The 18,815-nt window shown below is 62.0% G+C and carries 26 protein-coding genes; 9 read left to right on the top strand and 17 right to left on the bottom strand.

The genetic code is table 11. From position 1 onward, the window contains the following. Nucleotides 1-40: 40 nt before the first annotated feature. From ACXAC3_RS04265 to ACXAC3_RS04255, 3 genes are all read right to left on the bottom strand, one after another. On the bottom strand, nt 41-751 hold the full coding sequence (locus ACXAC3_RS04265) for a glutathione S-transferase family protein (RefSeq protein ID WP_475156914.1): 711 nt from the start codon (nt 749-751) through the stop codon (nt 41-43). Between the two features lie 64 nt (nt 752-815). Beyond that, nucleotides 816-1,355 (bottom strand): RNA polymerase sigma factor SigZ, encoded by a 540-nt coding sequence (gene sigZ, locus ACXAC3_RS04260; protein WP_475156909.1) that lies wholly within the window; start codon nt 1,353-1,355, stop codon nt 816-818. A gap of 6 nt (nt 1,356-1,361) precedes the next feature. Beyond that, nucleotides 1,362-1,847, bottom strand: coding sequence for an RNA pyrophosphohydrolase (locus tag ACXAC3_RS04255; RefSeq protein WP_475156902.1), 486 nt, complete (start codon nt 1,845-1,847; stop codon nt 1,362-1,364). A 138-nt stretch (nt 1,848-1,985) separates the two neighbouring features. Here ACXAC3_RS04255 and ACXAC3_RS04250 point away from each other — a divergent pair, with 138 nt between their 5' ends. After that, nucleotides 1,986-4,013, top strand: a complete 2,028-nt coding sequence (locus tag ACXAC3_RS04250; RefSeq protein ID WP_475156898.1) for a 2,4-dienoyl-CoA reductase FMN-binding domain-containing protein — start codon at nt 1,986-1,988, stop codon at nt 4,011-4,013. Here the strand turns inward: ACXAC3_RS04250 and ACXAC3_RS04245 are convergent, their stop codons facing one another. Together ACXAC3_RS04245 and ACXAC3_RS04240 are read right to left on the bottom strand one after the other, a co-directional pair. Next, on the bottom strand, nt 4,014-4,622 hold the full coding sequence (locus ACXAC3_RS04245) for a LysE family translocator (RefSeq protein WP_475156896.1): 609 nt from the start codon (nt 4,620-4,622) through the stop codon (nt 4,014-4,016). A 77-nt stretch (nt 4,623-4,699) separates the two neighbouring features. Beyond that, a complete protein-coding gene (locus tag ACXAC3_RS04240; RefSeq protein ID WP_475156895.1) occupies nt 4,700-5,140 on the bottom strand; it encodes a DUF4399 domain-containing protein in 441 nt (146 codons plus the stop codon). Between the two features lie 228 nt (nt 5,141-5,368). Here ACXAC3_RS04240 and ACXAC3_RS04235 point away from each other — a divergent pair, with 228 nt between their 5' ends. Beyond that, on the top strand, nt 5,369-6,274 hold the full coding sequence (locus ACXAC3_RS04235; RefSeq protein WP_475156890.1) for a LysR family transcriptional regulator: 906 nt from the start codon (nt 5,369-5,371) through the stop codon (nt 6,272-6,274). Between the two features lie 63 nt (nt 6,275-6,337). Here the strand turns inward: ACXAC3_RS04235 and ACXAC3_RS04230 are convergent, their stop codons facing one another. The 4 genes from ACXAC3_RS04230 to ACXAC3_RS04215 are packed head-to-tail and all read right to left on the bottom strand — an operon-like array spanning nt 6,338 to nt 9,253. After that, entirely contained in the window at nt 6,338-7,240 is a 903-nt protein-coding gene (locus tag ACXAC3_RS04230) for an OmpA family protein (RefSeq protein ID WP_475156886.1), read from the bottom strand. After that, on the bottom strand, nt 7,237-7,809 hold the full coding sequence (locus tag ACXAC3_RS04225) for a peroxidase-related enzyme (protein ID WP_475156882.1): 573 nt from the start codon (nt 7,807-7,809) through the stop codon (nt 7,237-7,239). Before ACXAC3_RS04225 ends, ACXAC3_RS04230 begins: the two co-directional genes overlap by 4 nt. After that, complete coding sequence (locus tag ACXAC3_RS04220) at nt 7,806-8,534, bottom strand: GNAT family N-acetyltransferase (RefSeq protein ID WP_475156875.1); 729 nt, start codon at nt 8,532-8,534, stop codon at nt 7,806-7,808. The genes ACXAC3_RS04225 and ACXAC3_RS04220 overlap by 4 nt, the downstream gene beginning before the upstream one ends. Continuing rightward, entirely contained in the window at nt 8,531-9,253 is a 723-nt protein-coding gene (locus ACXAC3_RS04215) for a competence/damage-inducible protein A (RefSeq protein WP_475156870.1), read from the bottom strand. Before ACXAC3_RS04215 ends, ACXAC3_RS04220 begins: the two co-directional genes overlap by 4 nt. A gap of 50 nt (nt 9,254-9,303) precedes the next feature. Between ACXAC3_RS04215 and sfsA the strand changes: the two genes are divergently transcribed. From sfsA to map, 3 genes are all read left to right on the top strand, one after another. Beyond that, on the top strand, nt 9,304-10,002 hold the full coding sequence (gene sfsA / locus ACXAC3_RS04210) for a DNA/RNA nuclease SfsA (RefSeq protein ID WP_475156867.1): 699 nt from the start codon (nt 9,304-9,306) through the stop codon (nt 10,000-10,002). Between the two features lie 175 nt (nt 10,003-10,177). Continuing rightward, entirely contained in the window at nt 10,178-10,549 is a 372-nt protein-coding gene (locus tag ACXAC3_RS04205; RefSeq protein WP_475156862.1) for a hypothetical protein, read from the top strand. A 242-nt stretch (nt 10,550-10,791) separates the two neighbouring features. Continuing rightward, a complete protein-coding gene (gene map / locus ACXAC3_RS04200) occupies nt 10,792-11,604 on the top strand; it encodes a type I methionyl aminopeptidase (protein WP_475156857.1) in 813 nt (270 codons plus the stop codon). On the opposite strand, the gene ACXAC3_RS04195 is transcribed toward map, so the two are convergent. The 4 genes from ACXAC3_RS04195 to ACXAC3_RS04180 are packed head-to-tail and all read right to left on the bottom strand — an operon-like array spanning nt 11,592 to nt 14,210. Next, a complete protein-coding gene (locus tag ACXAC3_RS04195; RefSeq protein WP_475156852.1) occupies nt 11,592-11,771 on the bottom strand; it encodes a hypothetical protein in 180 nt (59 codons plus the stop codon). The genes map and ACXAC3_RS04195 overlap by 13 nt on opposite strands. 24 nt (nt 11,772-11,795) lie before the next feature. Beyond that, a complete protein-coding gene (locus ACXAC3_RS04190) occupies nt 11,796-12,431 on the bottom strand; it encodes an HAD family hydrolase (RefSeq protein ID WP_475156849.1) in 636 nt (211 codons plus the stop codon). A gap of 13 nt (nt 12,432-12,444) precedes the next feature. After that, nucleotides 12,445-13,002 (bottom strand): 16S rRNA (guanine(966)-N(2))-methyltransferase RsmD, encoded by a 558-nt coding sequence (gene rsmD, locus ACXAC3_RS04185; RefSeq protein ID WP_475156843.1) that lies wholly within the window; start codon nt 13,000-13,002, stop codon nt 12,445-12,447. Continuing rightward, nucleotides 12,999-14,210 carry an NAD(P)/FAD-dependent oxidoreductase gene (locus ACXAC3_RS04180; protein WP_475156839.1) on the bottom strand — a complete coding sequence of 404 codons (1,212 nt, stop codon included), beginning with the start codon at nt 14,208-14,210 and terminating at the stop codon, nt 12,999-13,001. The genes rsmD and ACXAC3_RS04180 overlap by 4 nt, the downstream gene beginning before the upstream one ends. Before the next feature lie 99 nt (nt 14,211-14,309). Here ACXAC3_RS04180 and ACXAC3_RS04175 point away from each other — a divergent pair, with 99 nt between their 5' ends. The 4 genes from ACXAC3_RS04175 to ACXAC3_RS04160 all read left to right on the top strand — a co-directional run bounded on the left by ACXAC3_RS04175 (nt 14,310) and on the right by ACXAC3_RS04160 (nt 15,866). Continuing rightward, on the top strand, nt 14,310-14,795 hold the full coding sequence (locus ACXAC3_RS04175; protein ID WP_475156833.1) for a redoxin family protein: 486 nt from the start codon (nt 14,310-14,312) through the stop codon (nt 14,793-14,795). A gap of 101 nt (nt 14,796-14,896) precedes the next feature. Continuing rightward, nucleotides 14,897-15,142: a glycine zipper 2TM domain-containing protein gene (locus tag ACXAC3_RS04170; protein ID WP_475156827.1), complete on the top strand. Its 246-nt coding sequence runs from the start codon at nt 14,897-14,899 to the stop codon at nt 15,140-15,142. A gap of 11 nt (nt 15,143-15,153) precedes the next feature. Beyond that, nucleotides 15,154-15,501, top strand: a complete 348-nt coding sequence (locus ACXAC3_RS04165) for an EF-hand domain-containing protein (RefSeq protein ID WP_475156822.1) — start codon at nt 15,154-15,156, stop codon at nt 15,499-15,501. 53 nt (nt 15,502-15,554) lie between these two features. Continuing rightward, nucleotides 15,555-15,866: a hypothetical protein gene (locus ACXAC3_RS04160; RefSeq protein ID WP_475156818.1), complete on the top strand. Its 312-nt coding sequence runs from the start codon at nt 15,555-15,557 to the stop codon at nt 15,864-15,866. Nucleotides 15,867-15,874: 8 nt separating this feature from the next. Here ACXAC3_RS04160 and ACXAC3_RS04155 read toward each other — a convergent pair whose 3' ends face one another. Genes ACXAC3_RS04155 through ACXAC3_RS04140 form a run of 4 tightly spaced genes read right to left on the bottom strand, consistent with a single transcriptional unit; the run spans nt 15,875 to nt 18,617 of the window. Next, nucleotides 15,875-16,168, bottom strand: coding sequence for a 4a-hydroxytetrahydrobiopterin dehydratase (locus tag ACXAC3_RS04155; RefSeq protein WP_475156813.1), 294 nt, complete (start codon nt 16,166-16,168; stop codon nt 15,875-15,877). After that, nucleotides 16,165-17,352 carry a GNAT family N-acetyltransferase gene (locus ACXAC3_RS04150; RefSeq protein ID WP_475156809.1) on the bottom strand — a complete coding sequence of 396 codons (1,188 nt, stop codon included), beginning with the start codon at nt 17,350-17,352 and terminating at the stop codon, nt 16,165-16,167. Before ACXAC3_RS04150 ends, ACXAC3_RS04155 begins: the two co-directional genes overlap by 4 nt. 45 nt (nt 17,353-17,397) lie before the next feature. Then, complete coding sequence (locus ACXAC3_RS04145; RefSeq protein ID WP_475156805.1) at nt 17,398-18,165, bottom strand: glycerophosphodiester phosphodiesterase family protein; 768 nt, start codon at nt 18,163-18,165, stop codon at nt 17,398-17,400. Beyond that, nucleotides 18,162-18,617: a RidA family protein gene (locus ACXAC3_RS04140; RefSeq protein WP_475156801.1), complete on the bottom strand. Its 456-nt coding sequence runs from the start codon at nt 18,615-18,617 to the stop codon at nt 18,162-18,164. Before ACXAC3_RS04140 ends, ACXAC3_RS04145 begins: the two co-directional genes overlap by 4 nt. Nucleotides 18,618-18,815 lie beyond the last annotated feature (198 nt).

The following is an 18,815-nucleotide window of genomic DNA, read 5'->3' as shown; positions in this document are numbered from 1 at the left end:
ACCACGCCCCCTCACGCCAACGTGCGGCGCAGTGATCGAATTAGCCGCAACACCCGCCGGATTGTTTCACCTGGACTGTTCCCGGGGCTTCATTCAGGTTCGCGCCCCGCCCCAGCCATGTCCGGTCGGCCAGATAGAAATCGGTGAACCGGGCATGGAAATCCGCAGACACGGAGTCCTGCGGGATTCCGGTTGCCAGCAACGCCTGCTGCCACGCCCTCACCTTGGGATAGCCCGCCAGCATGTCATGACCGCTGTGTTCCGTGACGATCGCCGCGCGATGGAGCAGCGGCAGCCATGCAATATCGACATTTCCCAGGATCTCACCGGAGAAAAAGGGACCGTCGCCCAGTTGGGTCTCGGCCTTGGCAAAAGCGGCGTTCAATTTGGTGACCCGGTCGTCATACACCGCCCGGTCCGCGCTTTGCATCGTGCTGCACTGAACCAGATAATGCTTGCTGGCCTGATAGCTCCAGGCGCGGTTCAGGGCGCGTTCTTCGGGTGTGAGCCCGGGCTGCAGCGGGGCGGTCACTTCGTCAAGATATTCGGTGATCGCGTCAGATTCGAACAGCGCCGTTCCACCTTCGGTCACCAGCACCGGCACCTGACCGGTCGGAGACAGATCAAGGAACCAGTCCGGCTTGTCGCTGAGGCTGATATAGGCGATCTGACAGGGCACCTGCTTGGCCGCAAGCAGCGCGGTCACGCGCTGAACAAAGGGGCAGATCTTCAGGCTTATGATACGGATCATTGGTCTTTCCTTTTGCTGGTTTCATCTGTCAGACGAAGCCCGCGCCAAAATGACGACGATCAGATCAACATTTTTTGCAGCTAACCGGTTTTTCCTGAACTTCGGCGATATTGCCGCGCACATCCATCGAGATGGTGCAGCACTCCTCGAACGCCCTGCGCAGTTCGGTCCGGCCCTTTTGCACGCGTGACTTGAGCGTGGAATAGGACAGCCCCTGCGCCTGCGCATAGTCCCGCTGTGACATGCCCTGGATGTCGATGGCCATCAGCATCCGCGCGGTTTCCGGTGGCAGGCCGCGAATGAACGGCTCGACACAACCCTCAAGTTCCTGACGTATTTCGGGGTCGTCGCGGTGATACCACAGATCGTCCGGATGGGCCGGAGCACGGCCCGACTTGCGGTAATAGTCGATGATTGCGCGATCCGCCGTTTGAAACAGCCAGGGCTGCAATTTGGCCGGATCCTTCAGGCCCGGCAGGCCGGTGAATACCTTGATCGAAATCTCTTGCAGCAGATCGTCCACATCCGCCGCGTTTGCCACGCGGGACCTCAGAAACGCCTTCAGGCGGGACCGGTATTTGGGCCAGATGTCTTCGATACGCATATCGGTTTATGACAGGTGGTCGGCAAAGGCGTCCACCACCTGCTCATACACCTCGCGCTTGAAGGGTACGATTTCCGCGACCAGACGGGCGGGTTCCTGCCATTTCCAGCGGGTGAATTCCGGGTGCTCGGTCTGAATGTCGATCTGGTCATCGCGGCCCGTAAAGCGCAGCAGGAACCATTTCTGTTCCTGCCCGCGATAGCGGCCCTTCCAGATCTTCGGCACGATGTCATGGGGCAGATCGTACGGCAGCCAGCCTTCGGTTTCGGCCACGATCTCGACCAGATCGGCGGTGACGCCGGTTTCTTCCCACAATTCGCGCAGCGCCGCATCGCGGGGGTCTTCGCCCTTGTCCACCCCGCCCTGAGGCATCTGCCACGCATCCCTGTGGCGATCATTGCGCTGACCGACAAAAATCCTGCCCTCGGCATTCATCAGCATCAGGCCGACGCAGGGGCGATAGGGTAGTCTGGCGATCTCTTCGGGGGTCATGCGCGGCCTCACAAATGTGCTACGAAAACTCTGTAACAAGCACCGCGACGCCCGCAAAGGGGGTGACGTTAGGTTTCGCGTGACAAAGTTGACGCGAACGTCAATCTAGCGTGCGAATATCGGGAGGGAGAGTTCGCCATGACTGCGTACCCAAACATGCTGGCCCCGCTGGATCTGGGCTTTACCACGTTGAAAAACCGCGTCCTGATGGGGTCCATGCACACCGGGCTTGAAGAAACCGGCGACTGGAACCGGGTGGCCGAGTTCTATGCCGACCGGGCGCGCGGCGGCGTGGCGCTGATGGTGACCGGCGGGATCGGCCCAAACCTTGAAGGCTCGGTTCTGCCCGGCGCGGCGATGATGACCAGCGACAAGGACGTGGCGAACCATTCCATCGTGACAGACCGCGTGCATCAGGCGGGCGGCAAGATCGCGATGCAGATCCTGCATGCGGGCCGCTATGCCTATGGTCCGAAATGCGTGGCCCCCAGCCCGGTGAAATCTCCGATCTCGCCCTTCCCGCCAACGGAGCTGGATGAAGAGGGCATCGAGAAACAGATCAGCGATATCGTGAACGCTGCCGTTCTGGCCCAAAAAGCGGGCTATGACGGGGTCGAGATCATGGGCTCCGAGGGCTATTTCCTCAACCAGTTCCTTGTGACCCACACCAACAAGCGCACGGACCGTTGGGGCGGGTCGTATGAGAACCGGATGCGCCTGCCGATCGAGGTGGTGCGCCGCACGCGTGAGGCCGTCGGCACCGATTTCATTATCATTTACCGGCTGTCGATGATCGATCTGGTGCCCAATGGCTCGACCCATGACGAGGTGGTGGAACTGGCCCAGCGGATCGAGGCGGCCGGGGCCACGATCATCAACACCGGTATCGGCTGGCATGAGGCACGCATTCCCACCATCGCCACCAGCGTCCCGCGCGCGGCGTTCGCGTGGGTCACCAAGAAACTGATGGGCAAGGTCGGGGTTCCGGTGATCACCTCGAACCGGATCAACACACCGGAAGTGGCCGAAGAGGTTCTGTCCTCGGGTTGCGCCGACATGGTGTCGCTGGCCCGGCCAATGCTGGCGGATGCGGATTTCGTGAACAAGGCCATTGCCGGACAGGGCGCGACGATTGCGCCCTGCATTGCCTGCAATCAGGCCTGTCTGGACCATACGTTTAACGGCAAGCTGACCTCGTGTCTGGTGAACCCGCGCGCGTGCCACGAGACAGAGCTGGTGATCGGCAAAGCCGACACCGCCAAGACCGTCGCTATTGTTGGCGCGGGCCCGGCGGGCCTGTCCACGGCGATGACGGCGGCCCAGCGCGGTCACACGGTGACGCTGTTCGACCGGTCCGAAGAGATCGGCGGTCAGTTGAACATGGCCAAACAGGTGCCGGGCAAGGAAGAGTTCTGGGGTCTGGTCGACTGGTACCGGACGATGATGTCCGATCTGGGCGTGAAGGTGGAACTGAACCGGGAGGTCAGCGCCGATGATCTGACCGGATATGATGAGGTGGTCATCGCCACCGGCGTCACCCCGCGCGACCCGCAAATCCCAGGGCAGGACCGGGACAATGTGCTCAGTTATGTCGATGTGCTGCGCGGCAAGGCCCCCGTGGGCAAGTCCGTAGCCGTCATCGGTGCCGGCGGCATCGGGTTCGACGTGTCGGAATTCCTGCTGGAAGAGGGCCACAGCCCGACCACAGACCTGCCGCTGTGGATGAAGGAATGGGGCGTTACCGACCCGGCGGAACACCGCTCGGGCCTGGCGCCCGAAGGCCCGCAGCCTGAAGCGCCCGCGCGACAGGTCACTCTGCTGCAACGCAAGAAACAGGCGCATGGCAAGGGGCTGGGCAAGACAACGGGGTGGATTCACCGCGCCACGCTCAAGATGAAGGACGTCAATTTCGTGGGCGGCGTGAACTATGAACGTATCGACGAAAATGGCCTGCATATCAGTTATGGCGAAGAGCGTGCTGACCCGACCGTGATCGCCGCCGATACGATTGTGCTGTGTTCCGGTCAGGTGTCCGAGCGCAGCCTGGCGGACGCGCTGATCGAACGCGGCATCACCCCGCATGTGATCGGCGGCGCGGATGTGGCCGCCGAGCTGGACGCCAAGCGGGCGATCAATCAGGGCACGCGGCTGGCTGCGGAATTCTGATCAGTCGGCCAGCGCCAGCTTGACCCCCAGCGCGCCGAACGCCGTCGCGAAACACCGTTTTATCCAGGCCATTACCGATGGCCTGCGTATGACATAGTCTCGCGCCAGCGCCGCGCAGGCGCCGTATCCGATGAAGACCACGAAGGTCATTGCCATGAAGGCCAGGGCGAGCTTGACCAGTTCCAAACCTGCATGTGCTGCACCCGCAGGCAGAAACTGCGGCAGAAACGCCAGAAAGAACAGCGACAGTTTGGGGTTCAAAACGTTGATCAACGCCCCGGTCATCGCGATCCTGAAAGGACGCACCGCAACCTTTTCTTCGCTGACCTCCATCGCGCCGCCCTCTTTCACGATGCCCCAGGCCATGTAGAACAAGTACAGGACACCCAGATACTTGATGACCTGAAACGCCAGCGCGCTTGTGTGCAACAGGGCGGCCAGACCGATGATACTTGCCAGCGCGGCGGGAACGATTCCCAAAGTACACCCCGCCGCCGCAGCCAGGCTGGCGCGAAACCCGCGCCCCAGACCAACGGCCAGCGTGTAAATGACGCCGGTTCCGGGCAACAGAACTACAATCAGTGACGTTATGAAAAACTCAAGCGACATGCCGCCCTCCTGTTATCGGCGGCAGAGTTTCTTACATCCGCTTCAATGTAAACCGATTTCGCTGATGATCCGGTGACTTACTCCACCGTAATTGTGATCACTTCGGACACAATCGGCGTGGAATGCGGCACATGGCCCGCATCACCAAGAACCAGCTGCAGCGTATGCTGGCCGGGGGCCAGTTCCAGCGTCACCTCGGTCTGGCCGCCGCCGAAATGCAGATGGTTGTCATCCGAAGGCAGACCATAGGCCAGTTCATCCGCGCCGTCCTCGCCCTCACCCAGCGGAGGACGGTCGACCAGCAGATGGTGATGGCCGGTATTTTCCTTCTCGGTCCCGGCCGGGGCCACGCCCATGCCGCTAAGCCCGAAGACCACGGTCACGGGTGACTGAACGGTGTCACCATCGGCCAGATTCACGAAATAAACTTTCGCGTCGGGGTTGGACGGCGTTTCACCTCCGGCCAGCGCAACGGCGGCGGACAGGCACAGGGCAGCAATGGTGAAAAAGGCTTTCATGATCTCCTCCGTGGTCACAAATTTGCCATTCTCACCATAGCATACCTGCGCCGGACCCCCTAAATCCCCTGCCCTGACAGGCTTGTGGCGATCCTGGAAACCACTGTTTCGACGTTTCCCATCTGCAAACGATCCGAATTGAATCCCTGATATTATCCCATGTCTGCCCAGTTTCCGCCCAGATTGGCGGCCAAAGTCAGGCAACGAACAAACACCCGGGGAACGAGAATGGATCGATTGACCGAAATGGAAGCCTTTGCCAACGTGGTGGACCAGGGTGGCTTCACCGATGCGGCCAAGAAGATGGGCATCTCCAAGTCGGCCGTGTCAAAGCACGTTTCGAGCCTTGAAGCCCGATTGGGTGCGCGGCTGCTGAACCGGACGACCCGACGTGTGTCCCCGACCGAAATCGGGCTGGCCTACTATGATCGGGCGCGCCGCGTGCTGAATGATGCGGGCGAGGCCGACGCGCTGGTCACCTCGATGCAATCGGCCCCGTCCGGCCTGCTGCGGATCAGCGTGGCAACGGATTTCGGCGTCAATCATCTGTCTCCGGTATTATCCGAATTTCTTGCGGCCTATCCCGACATCACCGTGAACATGGTGCTGAACAACCGCTATGTAGAGCTGATTTCGGAAGGGTTCGACGTTGCCGTGCGCATTGGTGAACTGGAAGACAGCACGTTGCGCGCCCGCAAGCTGACCGAGACCGTCAAACGTATGGTCGCCGCGCCCAGCTATGTCGAGAAATACGGACGTCCGCACAAGATCGACGATCTGAACGAACACAAGCTGCTGCATTATTCCAGCCAGTCCTCGGGCAATGTGTGGAAACTGACCGCGCCCTCCGGTGAAAAGCGGCAGGTGCGCACCGCCGGCTGGCTGAGCGTCAATGACGGCCAGTCGCTGCTGAACGCCGCGATATCCGGTCTGGGGATCGCATATCTGCCCAGCTACCTATATGCCGACGCTCTGAAATCGGGCGCGGTTCTGGATGCGATGCCGTCGCTGCCGGACGAGGTGCAGGGCGTGTACGCTGTCTATCCCCCCGGCCGGTTTACCCAGCCCAAGGTCCGGGCTTTCATAGATTTTCTTGTCGAATCCTTCAACGAAAAGGGTCCGATGGACTGGTAATTTCTCCCAAGGTGAACTTCGACGGCCCGCGCGACTATGCGGGCCTTTTTTTGCCCGGAACCTTCAGTTCACCAGCAGAACCGCCTCGACCCGGCGGTTCAGATCGCGCCCCTCGGGTGTTGCGTTGGACGTGAGCGGCGCCAGATAGCCGATGCCCCGCGCCTCGATCCGGTCCGCGGCGACGCCATGCTGTTCGATCAGGCGCGCACGCACCGCCTGCGCCCGGCCGGTGCTGACCGAGATATTGGCGTCAAGCGCGCCGGTGTCATCGGTGTGGCCCACCAGCGCAAGCCGCGTATCCGGGTTGTCGGCCAGAAACGCCGCGATCAGCGCCAGCGAGGCGAAGGGCCCCGCGCCCAGCGTGATCTCACCGGTGCGGAAATGCAGGTCATCCAGAATGACATGCCCGTTCTGTTGCAGATCCTCCAGCAGCCCGCCGGCCTGGCTGACCGTTTCCTCAATCACCAGCGGCGGCGGGGCGGCGGCATCAGCCGGGGTGACGCGGATCATCTGCACATAGCCGTCCGGCGGGTTGCGGCTGACCAGCAGGCTCAGGACCTCATCGCCGCGGGTGGCGGACAAAAAGCGGTAATCCTGAATCGCCACATACATGTCGGGGGTTGGCACCACCTCGGTGCCAAAGCGGAAATCGAAACCGCCGCAGGCGCGTGCCTCGCATTCGAACAGAATGTCATAGCCCTGCGCCGCGATCTGATCGCGCAGGGGTGCAAGCAGTTGCAGCGTCGTGCTGGACCCCGATTGCAGACGCCAGGTGAACCGCTCTACCCGCCCTTCAACCATCCGCGCGGGAACGTGGCCGTCCGCATAGGGGCCGGTCGGCAGCTCATAGCTGTCCAGCGGGCTGGTGCGATCGCTGATCTGGCGCGCACCCTGCGGCAGCGTCAGATCCTGCGCGGCAACCGGCCCGGCCATCAGCGTCAGGCAAAGGAGGGCGCGCCGGATCATCGGGCCTGCGCGTGGTATTCGTCGTTCGGGGCCATCGCCGTGGCGCTGGCGACCCGGTTCGACATGTTGAAAAAGCCGGTCACGTTGGCAATGTCCCAGATGTCACGGTCCGAGATTCCGGCGTCGCGCAGGCGCTGGCGGTCGGGTTCCTCGATTTCGGTGCTGGCTGTCGTCATCTTTGCGGCAAAGTCCAGCATTGCACGCTGGCGGGTGTCCAAAGGCGCCACGCGGTAGTTCATGACCAGCATTTCGCCCAGTTGCGGGTTGCCGGACAGCTGCCGAACCGCCGCGCCATGCGCCACGAGGCAATAAAAGCACTTGTTGATCGCGGACACCACCACCGCGATCATCTCGCGTTCCAGCTTGGTCAGGCCGCTGTCGGCCAGCATCAGGTCGTTATACATCGCCGTGAAGGCATTCAGCTTGTCGATGTCAAAGGCATAGGCCCGCAGCACATTCGGGACAAACCCCAGTTTTTCAACGCAGATATCAAAATATTTCTGCGTTTCGGGCGGCAGCGGGTCCACCATCGGCAGGTTCAGCGCGGTCGGCATGTTCTGGTCTGTCACTTCGGGCTCTCTCCTTGGGCAAGCTGACGGTAATGGTATTCGCCGGCGATCTCCATCCCGAGCGCACGATAAAGGCCGTTGGCCCCCGCATTTGCCTTGGTGCAGATCACGCTGAGCGTTTGCGCCCCATTGTCCAGCGCCCAGAACGCGGCGGCGCGCATGGCCCACCGGCCCAGCCCCTGACGGCGGTGATCCGGCAAAATCTCCAGCGCATGGACCATTGCGATGTCTCCGTGCAGGGCGACGAAGCCGGTTCCGGCGGGGTGATCCTTGTGGCGCAGCAACAGGCCGGTTTTGGGACCCCGCGCCCGATCCATGACCGCCTGTCGCGCAGGCCCGATACCGCCCTGCGCCCAGATTTCCTTCATGATCGACAGGGGCGGCCAGACGGTGAAAACGGTCACCGGAGGGATCGGCAGGTCGGTCAGGGCCATCACCGGACAGGCGTAGATGTTGACCGGATCCAGAATGTCATAGCCACGTGCGTCAAGCCGGGCATCCAGCGCCTCATCACCCGGGCGCAGACAAAAGATGCACGTTTGGTTCATGGCCTGCATTGCCGTTTCGGCGGCTGAAATATCCTCGTCCGTCACAGGTCCCAGAGCATTGGCAGCGGACACCCGCGATCCGCCACCCTGACCCTGGCGCATCTGAAACGGACCCAGCCGCCGATACCCGGCGGCGGGCCAGGTCCCGTCGACAACCTCCGCCCAGTTGACGTTCACAGATCGAGATCTTTCGCAAGCCGGGTGGTTGCGGCGTCTATGCGCGCCCCGTCCGTACCGCGCACGACCACATTGGCCCCGAAGACGCCGTTGATCTGAAACGGATAGCAACCGATGGACAGGTCGTTGAATTCTTCGGCCAGAACCGACAGGGTGGCGGCGATATCGCCTTCGCCCCGGTCCACCCGCAGGGTCTGAGACAGCAGGGGGCTGCCGCCGGTCAGACCCGGCAGAACGCTGGCGACCATGGCCTGAAACACCAGGGGCACCCCGGCCATCACATGCACATTCTCGATGGTGAACCCCGGTGCGGTCGATACCGGATTGTCGATCAGAACTGCCCCGTCGGGGATGCGGGCCATGCGCAGGCGGGCTTCGTTCAGCTCAAGACCCGACTTGTCGTAATGGGCCTGCAGCAGCGCCCGGGCGTCGTCGCGAATGTCGATATGCGCGCCAAAGGCCCGCGCGATGCAGTCGGCGGTGATATCGTCATGGGTGGGTCCGATGCCGCCGCTGGTGAACACAGTGTCATGGGCGGCAGACAGCGCCTTGACCGCAGCCTCGATCGCGGGGGCGTCGTCGCTGACGATGCGAACCTCTTTCAGGTCAATGCCGTGTTTGGCCAGTTCCCCGGCCAGGAAATGCATATTCGCGTCACGGGTGCGCCCCGAGAGGATCTCGTCCCCGATCACCAGCATTGCAGCGGTTGGATTGGCCATGACGCGCGCTCCTCTTGATCGACCCTTTGGGCAGGTATAGGCCCTGTGGCATGAAATTTGAAACCCCTCTTGTCCCCGCCCGCCTGATCCGCCGCTACAAACGCTTTCTGGCCGACTGCACGCTGGAGGACGGGCGCGAGGTGACCGCCCATTGCGCCAATCCGGGGTCGATGATGGGGCTGGCCGAACCGGGCGAGAAAATCTGGCTGGAGCCCAATGACGACCCGAAGAAAAAGCTGAAATTCGGCTGGCGGTTGGTCGATCATGAAAACGGCCATTTTACCGGGGTCGATACATCGGTTCCCAACAAAGCCCTGCGCGCGGCGCTGATGGGCCGCGAAATCCCCGAACTGGCGGCCTATGAAGCTGTACGGCCCGAGGTTAGATACGGCGAAAACAGCCGCGTCGACTTTCTGCTGCGCCAACCCGGCCTGCCCGACGCTTATGTCGAGGTCAAATGTGTGACCCTGTCGCGGACCCCCGGTCTGGCCGAATTTCCCGACAGCGTCACTGCCCGCGGCACCAAACATCTGGGCGAGCTGACCGCGATGGTGGCGCAGGGGCATCGGGCGATCCTGCTCTATCTGGTACAGCGCACCGATTGCGACCGCTTTGCGCTGGCCGCGGATATCGACCCGACCTATGCCGCCGCCTTTGCGACAGCGCAGGCGCAGGGGGTCGAGAAGCTGGTGTATGAGACCCGGATTTCACCGGACGGGTTCTGGGTGAACACCACCCGCATGGCCTGAATCCACGCCCTGGCTGACGTGCGACGTGGCGGGTCCGGCTTTTGGCGTACCGGCTCTGAAAAACCCCGTCGCTCGCCTTAAAAGTGCCACAGAATCGAAACACACACGACACAGGAGAGTGCCCCGCGCACCGGGGCGCAACCCAGAGTATCCGAGGCAAAAACCAGAGACACAAATGAAGAAATTTACCGCATTTATCGCAGCAGCAATTGCCCTGACAGGGTGTTCCGTGGACCCGCAGGCCGCCGCGACACGCCGTGCCAGCCTGGTTCAGAGCGTATTTCCGAACCCGGCCGATCAGCAGGGGCTGGACCTTGCTTTCCCGCTGGAATCCGGGGGCGTGTTCAGAACCGTGGAAGTCGGCTTTTTCCCGGAAGAGGTATCGGAGCCCGAAGTTAGGCGCCGCGTTGCATCGTTCTGCACCCGGCAGGCCAACCCCAGGCTGAGCGGGCAGGCCGCCATCAAGAAGGACCTGGGCATCAGCAACCGAACCCAGGGCGACGGTTCGGTTCGGCCGGTGCACACGATCTTTTACACCTGCCTCTGATCAGACCGGCGCTTTTCCAAGGGACCCCGGCGAATCCGTGGGGTCCTTTTTTGTATCTGCACCCCGGGCGGCAGCGCAGGTCCAGGGCCTGAAATCCCAATAAAACCGTTCCTTTTCTTGAAATTTCGCGGGTCGGCTCCATCTCACTGGGGGCAAAAGAGACGCAACTCCACACCCTCTGGTACTTTCTGCACAAGCAGCGTAAAAGAAATGCTGCGCGAAACTTTTGGAGCCTCGCACCGATGAAGGAACATCGTGGCCGTCTGACGAAGGACGGTATCCGCATCTATGAACAGGGAGACTTTGCCGGCATGCACGCGGCAGGGGCCTTGGCTGCGCGGATTCTCGACGATATCGCGGGACATGTCTTTCCCGGCCAGACCACCGGCGAGATCGACCGCTTGATCACCCGGATGGTCGAGGACGCGGGCGCAACCTCGGCGACGATTGGCTACAAGGGCTATCAGCATGCCAGCTGCATCAGCGTCAATCACGTGGTCTGCCACGGCATTCCCGGTGACAAAAGGCTGAAGGACGGTGACATCCTCAATGTCGACGTCACGGTGGTAGTCGACGGCTGGTTTGGCGACACGTCGCGCATGTACGTGGCCGGCAAACTGCCGCGCAAGGCCGAGCGGCTGATCCAGGTGACCCATGACGCCCTGTTCAAGGGTATCGAGATGGTAAAGCCCGGCAACACCTTCGGCGATATCGGCCATGCCATTCAGGCCTATGTGGAAGCGCACCGGATGAGCGTTGTCCGCGATTTCTGCGGCCACGGTCTGGGCCGTGTGTTCCACGCCCCGCCGAACGTGCTGCACTATGGCCGTCCGGGAACCGGCGCCAAGCTGGAAGAGGGCATGTTCTTCACCATCGAGCCGATGGTCAATCTGGGCCGCCCCGAGACCAAGACGTTGGCCGATGACTGGACCGCCGTGACACGCGACAAGTCGCTGTCGGCGCAGTTCGAGCATTCGGTAGGTGTCACTGCGGACGGGGTCGAGATTTTCACGCTTTCGCCCGGCGGCAAATTCCACCCGACCTATTCGTCCTGATCGGTCGCCTGATCGCGCAGAAGCTTCAGCAGAAGGGTGCCGTGTCCCCATGGCGTCACCGCGTCATGGATGAACACCGGCGCGCGCATCGGTTTGCGCTCGGGGCCGGTTGTGGCTTCAGCCTCCTGTGACGGGGTCCAGGTCATTGGGGTCAGGGCACGGTCCATGACCTGGATATTAGCACGGCGGCCTCAAATCCCCAAAAGCGCAGGCACCTGAGCCATGTCTGTGAACGGTTCCGCCCCCAGATCGGCCAGCTTCGACCCGTCTCCGTGCGGCACATAGGCCAGACAACGCATGTTGGCGCGGGCTGCAGCGGTCACGCCGCTTGCGCTGTCCTCAATGACGACGGGATGGGAGGCACTGAACTTTTGCGCTGCCATCTGGAACATGCCCGGATCCGGCTTGGCGGTGCCCAGAACATGGGCCGAAAACATCACATCGCGAAACCGGTCCCACAGTCCGTTCTGACCCAGGGTGATCTGCATCTTTTCCGGGCTGCCATTCGAGGCGACGCAAAACGGCACGCCCTCGGCATCCAGCGCCGATAAAAGGTCGGGAATGCCGGGCATCAGAGCAACGCCGCCACGCAATCCTTCGTAGATTTCCGCATAGATCTCGTCGACCCAGTCGTCCGGAAGATCCGCCCCCATCTGGCGCGCCCTGGCGTGAACCCCGGCCATGGTACCGCCCAGAAAGAACCCGACACTGTCCTCGACGCTCAGGTTCAGCCCGTATCCGGCCAGATTGTCGACCAGTATCTGGTTGGACAGGGGTTCGCTGTCGACCAGAACGCCGTCGCAGTCAAAGATGATCAGGTCATGCATGGCAAGGCTCCGTTCACGCTGGCGTGTCGCGCCACATCAAAGAGATATGAGTGTCACCGTATTTTCGGCTGTCCTTTAGGGTAAAGCCGTCCGGGGCCTGCATCGGGGCGTTTTCCTCCCAGACCAGCAGGGCGCTCTCCGCGATCCAACCGGCCGACAGCGCGGCAACCGCCTTCTGACCCAGCGACTTGCCATAAGGCGGGTCCAGAAAAATCAGGTCATAGGCCGGTCCGGGATTGGCTGTCAGCCGGGTGGCATCGCGGCGGATCAGGTTCGTGCGGTCGGCGCTGCGCGTCAGGTCGATATTCCTTCGGATCAGACCCTGCGCCACACGCCCGTCATCGACAAAGGTGACATGCGCTGCGCCGCGCGACAGCGCCTCAAGCCCCAGCGCGCCGGTGCCTGCAAACAGGTCCAGCACGCGCAGCCCGTCGAAGTCGATCTGGTGGCTGAGCACGTTGAACAGGCTTTCGCGTACCCGGTCGGTGGTCGGGCGCAGATGCGCGCCCGCGTCGCCCTTGCCGACCGAGGCCAAGGCACGGCCCCGGAACGCTCCGGCGATGATCCTCACGCCTTGAGCAGCGGTTTCAGATCCGCGTCGGGGTCGGCGACAACCGCCGGATCGGCGGTCTTGCCCGCGTCGATCAGGCGTTTGCCGACCATATAGGCCCGGGGATCGTTCATCGCATCCACAGCGATCAACTGATCGCCTTTGTAATACCAGAAAGACACGGTTTGGCCGTCACCCTGCCGCGTCACCACCCGGTCATAGCCGGTGTTCAGGCCGGCGATCTGCAGTTTCACATCATACTGATCCGACCAGAACCAGGGCGTGGCCACATAATCTTTGCCCGCACCCAGCATGTTCTGGGCCACCACCTCGGCCTGATCTATGGCGTTTGGCACGCTTTCCAGACGGATGCGGTCACCCTTGTGCGGGAAAGAGGCGCAATCGCCCGCCGCCCAGATCGACGGATCGGATGTGCGCCCATGGGCGTCGGTCTTGATGCCGTTGTCCAGTTCCAGCCCCGCCATCCCGGCCAGTTGGGTCGCGGGGGCGATACCGACGCCGACAACGACGAACTCGACCTCCAGCTCGGTGCCGTCGGTCAGAACTGCCCCGGTGACCCTGCCGTTTTCGCCGACCAGACGATCCAGCCCCACGCCTTCACGGATATCGGCCCCGTATTCGGTGTGCAGGGCGCGGAAGTAATCGCTGGTTTCCGGTGCGGCCACGCGTTGCAGGATGCGGTCGGCCATCTCGACCAGGGTCACTTTGACACCACGCTTGGCGCAGACCGCCGCAGCCTCAAGCCCGATATAGCCGCCGCCCACGATCAGGGCCCGTGCCCCTTCGGTCACGTCAGGACCCATCCCATCCACATGGGCCAGATCACGCACCACATGCACACCCTCCAGATCACCGCCAATCGCGGCCGGCATGCGGCGCGGGTCCGAGCCAGTGGTGAGGGCAAGCATGTCATAGTTGATGACCTCATCGCCCAGCGACACGGTTTTGGCCTGCGGGTCGATCGCTGTCACACGCTGCCCCAGGCGCAGCGTGATATCGTTCTCGGAATAGAAGCTCTCGGGCCGCAGAAACAGGCGTTCAAGCTCCATCTCGCCCAGCAGGTACGCCTTGGACAGCGGCGGGCGCTGATAGGGCAGATGCGGTTCGGCCCCGATCAGCGTGATCTCACCCTCGAACCCGTCCTTGCGCAGCCTGGCGACCAGCGACGACCCTGCCTGCCCGGCACCGATCACGACAATATGGCTCATGTTCCTCCCACCCTGTCGAATTCCCGTGGTTTCATTCACTTGCTCACCTATATTGCGGCTGAGCCCGACTCTGCAAATCCAAACGACAGGAGCTTAGAAATGATTTCAACAGGTGACACGCTGCCCGATGCAACCCTGATCCAGATGGGCGCCGAAGGCCCCGAAGAAGTTCGGATTTCCAACAAGACCAAGGGACGAAAAGTTGTTGTTTTTGCCGTTCCCGGCGCGTTTACCGGCACCTGCACGACCGCGCATGTGCCCAGCTTTATCCGCACCAAGGGCCAGTTCGACGCCAAGGGTGTGGACGAGGTAATCTGCGTTGCGGTCAACGACCCGTTTGTGATGGGCGCCTGGGGCGAGTCGACGGGGGCCACCGCCGCCGGACTGACCATGCTGTCCGACGCAGCATCAGAATTCACCAAAGCCATCGGCATGGAATTCGACGCCCCGCCTGTCGGGCTGTTCGCGCGGTCGAAACGCTATGCGATGCTGGTCGAAGATGGCAAGGTGGTTGCGCTGAATCTGGAAGAAAACCCGGGCACCTGCGAGATTTCCGCCGGTGAAAGCCTGCTGGACGCGATGTGATCCCCGGCGGCCCCGGCACGCCCGGGGCCATTGGCCCAATTTAACTTGATGCGTTTCCCTGATGGGCCAATACTTGCCCCATACATTCAGGGAGTTCGTTTATGAAACTGAAGTTATTCACGCTTTTGCTGGGCGCGGCAGGCGCATTGGCCACCTGCGGACCAGCCCCGACACCTCAGCAACAGGCGGCGCGACAGCACGAGATTGCCTGCCTCAGCGGCACACTGGGCGGCGCGCTGATCGGCGGCGCCATCGGCAACCAGTTCGGCGGCGGGTCCGGCAAGGCCATTCTGACGGCGGCCGGCGCGGCAGCCGGTGGGATCGAAGGCCAGAGATTTGCATGCTGAGGAGAAACGGAATGACACGTGGATTTATTGTGATTGCGGCCATCATTCTGGCCGGCACCGCCGTGGCCGAAACGGTTGCGGAATTGCATGAAAAAGAACTGAACGCCATCGACACAAACAATGACGGTTTCCTGTCCAAAGACGAGTTCAACGCCTTTTCCGACTATGCTTTTCAGACCATGGACGAAGACAAGAACGGCACGCTGGGTCTGGACGAGGCCAAGCCGTTTCTGGACATAAAACAGTTTCAGAACGTTGACCGCGACAATGATGATTTTATCTCTCGTGCAGAATATGACGCACAGATGAACGAAGATTTCTCATCCGCGGACAAGGATGGGAATGGTCAACTGGATTGAACCGGAACAGCCCCGGCCGCGGCCGGGCTGATTTGAGCAAACAGGGACGTGCAATGAACAAATGGGTACTTCTTGGCGTTCTGGGCGCGTTGGCCGCCTGTGACGTGCCGCAGGCACCGGTGGTGACCGGGCCAGACGGACAGCCGCGCATTCAGATCAACACCTCTGGCCTGACCTGCTATAACAACCGCTGTCTGGACGTAAATCTTGCGGCGCGCAGCGTCCGCCAGATCGGCAACCGGACAACCCGCATACCGGGCAATATCGACGTCAGCGACGGCACCGTCACACCCGCGGAATTCCGGCAAATGGGGACTGCGGCATCGCTGGCCGGCGGCGAAGGATCGCAGAGCGACCGGGGCTGAACCCGCCGCTAGACCAGACTGTCCATCTTGCGGGCCAGCTTGGCGTCCTGCGCCGACAAACCGCCGACGTCATGGGTGGACAGCGTGACCTCGACCGTGCGGTAGACATTCGACCATTCGGGGTGATGGTTCCATTTCTCGGCAAAGATCGCCACTTGCGTCATCCAGCCAAAGGCGTGGACGAAATCCTCGAAGATATAGGTCTTGGTGATCGCGTCCCGGTCCTTGACCATGGTCCAGCCGTTCTTGAACAGCGGGTCCAGAAGCGGGCCGCGGGTCTCGGTCGACAATAGTTCGGTCATTGCTGTTCCTCCGGGTTCGATTTCCTGAACGGGCCGTATTCCGTCAGAATCTCGATCTCTTCTCCCACTGCCTGGGCTTCGGCGTCCAGATATGTTCTGATCGCGTCCGCAAAGCCGGGGTCACCTACCCAATGCAAGCTATGCGTGCGCGTTGGCAGATAGCCGCGCGCCAGCTTGTGTTCGCCCTGTGCGCCGGCTTCGACCCGGGCCAGGCCTTCGGCAATGGCAAAGTCGATCGCCCTATAATAGCACAGTTCGAAATGCAGACAGGCGTGGTGTTCGACACAGCCCCAGTAGCGGCCAAAAAGCGTTTCGCGCCCGATAAAGTTCAACGCTCCCGCGATGGGATAGCCGTTCCGCTCCGCCAGCACCAGCGCCATGTCGTCGGCCATGGTTTCCTGAGCGATATCAAAGAATTGCCGGGTCAGGTAAGGGGCGCCCCATTTGCGCGACCCGGTGTCCTGATAGAACTGCCAGAACGCATCCCAGTGCTCGGGTTGCAGATCGGGCCCGGTCAGGGTGCGGATCTCACCGCCAAAGCCGCGGGCCTGCGCCCGTTCCTTGCGGATGTTCTTGCGCTTGCGCGAAGACAGCACGCCCAGAAACCCGTCAAAATCGGTGTAGGTGTCATTCAGCCAGTGAAATTGTTGCGACATGCGCCGCATCAGACCCATCTGTTCACCCGCCAGGGCCTCATCCTCGGTGCAGAAGGTGGCGTGAACCGACGAAACGCGGTTGTCCGCCGCCAGTTGCACCGCGCCCTGCACCAGCGCCGACATGCCAACCGCCTCATACCCGGGCCGGACCAGAAACCGCCGTCCGGTCGCGGGGGTAAAGGGTACGGCGATCTGCAGCTTGGGGTAATAGCGCCCGCCCGCATTTTCATAGGCATGCGCCCAGTTGTGGTCGAAGATGTATTCGCCCTGGCTGTGGGACTTGGCGTACATCGGGGCCGCCGCGATCAGCATCCCGTCCAGATAGGTGGTCAGGTATTGCGGCTGCCAGCCGGTGCCGCGCCCTACCGAGCCGCTTTGCTCCAGCGCCAGCAGGAACCTATGGGTGGTAAAGGGATCCAGAGGACGCCCGCCATCGGCGGCCTCGGGGCAGGCACAGCTGTCCCACTCGGCCGCAGAAATCTGCGAGAGCGATCCCAGTACCCGAACCTCGATCTGCGCCTGATCCATATGCCCTCCGCCTCTGATCTTTATCTGTGACGGCGCGGGGTGGGATCAACCCGGATGCGGGGCCAAATACCCTTCAAAGGTCACATTGTCGGCAACTTCGCGGGCTTCCGCCTCCTGCGCGGGCGATCGCACTGTCCAGCACAGAACCGGCACGCCGCGCGCCTTCAGCTCGGCCACGCGGGGGCGGTCCAGATCCGCCACCTCATGGCTGATGAAACTGGCACCGACCCGGTCGAAATCCGGAATGTCGCGCAGGTGATCGCAAACCGCCTGCGGCAACAGCTCGACCTTGGGCTGGTAGGAACAGGTCACGATACCGCGCGGCAGATGCGGGGCCAGCCGGCCCAGTTCGGCCACCGAATTGGGGTTGAAAGACATCAGCGCCACCGGCCCGTCATACCCTTGCAGCGCGCGCACCGCATCCTGTTCCAGCGCGCCGATATCGGTGCCCATCGCACCGTCCTGATCCTTGAACTCGATCAGTAGCGGCACTTTGCCCGCGACCATGTCCAGCACCTCGTCCAGTGTCGGAATGCCATCTTCGGCATGCAGCAACCGGGTCCCGGAGGCCCGGGCCGAGCTGATCTGCCGGATCGGCCCGGACTGCCCCGTCAGGCGCGTCATGTCATAGTCGTGAAACACCATCGCCCGGTTGTCGGCGGTCAATTGCAGGTCGATCTCGATCCCGTAGCCCGCTGCAACAGCGGCGCGAATGGCCGCGCGGCTGTTTTCGGGACGGCCGTCCGAAATGTCGTGCAACGCCCGATGTGCAAGCGGGACGCGCAGGAATTCTGCTGGCAGAGGCGGTGTCATTGAACCTCGAAGATGCCTTCGATTTCGACCGCCACGCCCAGCGGCAGCGAGACCGCACTGACGGCCGAGCGTGAATGGCGCCCGGCATCACCCAGCGCCTCGACCAGAAAATCCGAGGCGCCGTTGATCACCTGCGGCTGTGCGGTGAAATCAGCGGTGGAATTCACGAAACCGGTCAGCTTGATCACGCGCACCAGCTTTTCGATATCACCGCCGCAGGCCGCCTTGACCTGCGCCAGCAGATTGATGGCACAGACCTTTGCGGCCGCGGCGCCGGCCTCAACATCCATGTCATCGCCCAGCTTGCCGGTGATCAGATCGTCATCCTTGGAAATCTGGCCCGAGACATAGACGATGTTGCCCACGCGCACGAACGGCACGTAATTGGCCGCTGGTGCCGGCGCGTCCGGCAGGGTGACGCCCAGGCTTTCCAGTTTTGCTGCGATGCTCATGCGGTTTCCTTCCAATCTTGAGTTGGGGGAAGCTAACCGGGAAGACCCGGTTCGAAAAGTGTGAATTCAGTGCACGGCCTGCCTGAAAGGTGGGCGTAACTTTTCTTATTCCGAACTGTTGAACTTGTGTCACTTTACCTCAACCCTTCGGGCAGGTTAAACGCTAGCTGTTTCATAATCGTTGAGAAACATCTATGT

Source organism: Ruegeria sp. ABV4_181 (genome assembly GCF_056158465.1).
Note: the sequence above shows the minus strand (reverse complement) of the source record. Positions and strands in the feature narration are given on the sequence as shown.

What these genes read in the sequence shown, in the direction of transcription:
- ACXAC3_RS04175 (WP_475156833.1), top strand. Translation starts at nt 14,310, where the DNA reads ATGATTTCAACAGGTGACACGCTGCCCGATGCAACCCTGATCCAGATG.
- ACXAC3_RS04160 (WP_475156818.1), top strand. Translation starts at nt 15,555, where the DNA reads ATGAACAAATGGGTACTTCTTGGCGTTCTGGGCGCGTTGGCCGCCTGT.
- ACXAC3_RS04140 (WP_475156801.1), bottom strand. Translation starts at nt 18,617, where the DNA reads ATGAGCATCGCAGCAAAACTGGAAAGCCTGGGCGTCACCCTGCCGGAC.
- ACXAC3_RS04145 (WP_475156805.1), bottom strand. Translation starts at nt 18,165, where the DNA reads ATGACACCGCCTCTGCCAGCAGAATTCCTGCGCGTCCCGCTTGCACAT.
- ACXAC3_RS04170 (WP_475156827.1), top strand. Translation starts at nt 14,897, where the DNA reads ATGAAACTGAAGTTATTCACGCTTTTGCTGGGCGCGGCAGGCGCATTG.
- ACXAC3_RS04190 (WP_475156849.1), bottom strand. Translation starts at nt 12,431, where the DNA reads ATGCATGACCTGATCATCTTTGACTGCGACGGCGTTCTGGTCGACAGC.
- ACXAC3_RS04195 (WP_475156852.1), bottom strand. Translation starts at nt 11,771, where the DNA reads ATGGACCGTGCCCTGACCCCAATGACCTGGACCCCGTCACAGGAGGCT.
- ACXAC3_RS04245 (WP_475156896.1), bottom strand. Translation starts at nt 4,622, where the DNA reads ATGTCGCTTGAGTTTTTCATAACGTCACTGATTGTAGTTCTGTTGCCC.
- ACXAC3_RS04240 (WP_475156895.1), bottom strand. Translation starts at nt 5,140, where the DNA reads ATGAAAGCCTTTTTCACCATTGCTGCCCTGTGCCTGTCCGCCGCCGTT.
- ACXAC3_RS04215 (WP_475156870.1), bottom strand. Translation starts at nt 9,253, where the DNA reads ATGGCCAATCCAACCGCTGCAATGCTGGTGATCGGGGACGAGATCCTC.
- ACXAC3_RS04235 (WP_475156890.1), top strand. Translation starts at nt 5,369, where the DNA reads ATGGATCGATTGACCGAAATGGAAGCCTTTGCCAACGTGGTGGACCAG.
- ACXAC3_RS04250 (WP_475156898.1), top strand. Translation starts at nt 1,986, where the DNA reads ATGACTGCGTACCCAAACATGCTGGCCCCGCTGGATCTGGGCTTTACC.
- ACXAC3_RS04165 (WP_475156822.1), top strand. Translation starts at nt 15,154, where the DNA reads ATGACACGTGGATTTATTGTGATTGCGGCCATCATTCTGGCCGGCACC.
- ACXAC3_RS04255 (WP_475156902.1), bottom strand. Translation starts at nt 1,847, where the DNA reads ATGACCCCCGAAGAGATCGCCAGACTACCCTATCGCCCCTGCGTCGGC.
- sigZ (WP_475156909.1), bottom strand. Translation starts at nt 1,355, where the DNA reads ATGCGTATCGAAGACATCTGGCCCAAATACCGGTCCCGCCTGAAGGCG.
- ACXAC3_RS04265 (WP_475156914.1), bottom strand. Translation starts at nt 751, where the DNA reads ATGATCCGTATCATAAGCCTGAAGATCTGCCCCTTTGTTCAGCGCGTG.
- map (WP_475156857.1), top strand. Translation starts at nt 10,792, where the DNA reads ATGAAGGAACATCGTGGCCGTCTGACGAAGGACGGTATCCGCATCTAT.
- sfsA (WP_475156867.1), top strand. Translation starts at nt 9,304, where the DNA reads ATGAAATTTGAAACCCCTCTTGTCCCCGCCCGCCTGATCCGCCGCTAC.
- ACXAC3_RS04180 (WP_475156839.1), bottom strand. Translation starts at nt 14,210, where the DNA reads ATGAGCCATATTGTCGTGATCGGTGCCGGGCAGGCAGGGTCGTCGCTG.
- ACXAC3_RS04155 (WP_475156813.1), bottom strand. Translation starts at nt 16,168, where the DNA reads ATGACCGAACTATTGTCGACCGAGACCCGCGGCCCGCTTCTGGACCCG.
- ACXAC3_RS04150 (WP_475156809.1), bottom strand. Translation starts at nt 17,352, where the DNA reads ATGGATCAGGCGCAGATCGAGGTTCGGGTACTGGGATCGCTCTCGCAG.
- ACXAC3_RS04230 (WP_475156886.1), bottom strand. Translation starts at nt 7,240, where the DNA reads ATGATCCGGCGCGCCCTCCTTTGCCTGACGCTGATGGCCGGGCCGGTT.
- ACXAC3_RS04205 (WP_475156862.1), top strand. Translation starts at nt 10,178, where the DNA reads ATGAAGAAATTTACCGCATTTATCGCAGCAGCAATTGCCCTGACAGGG.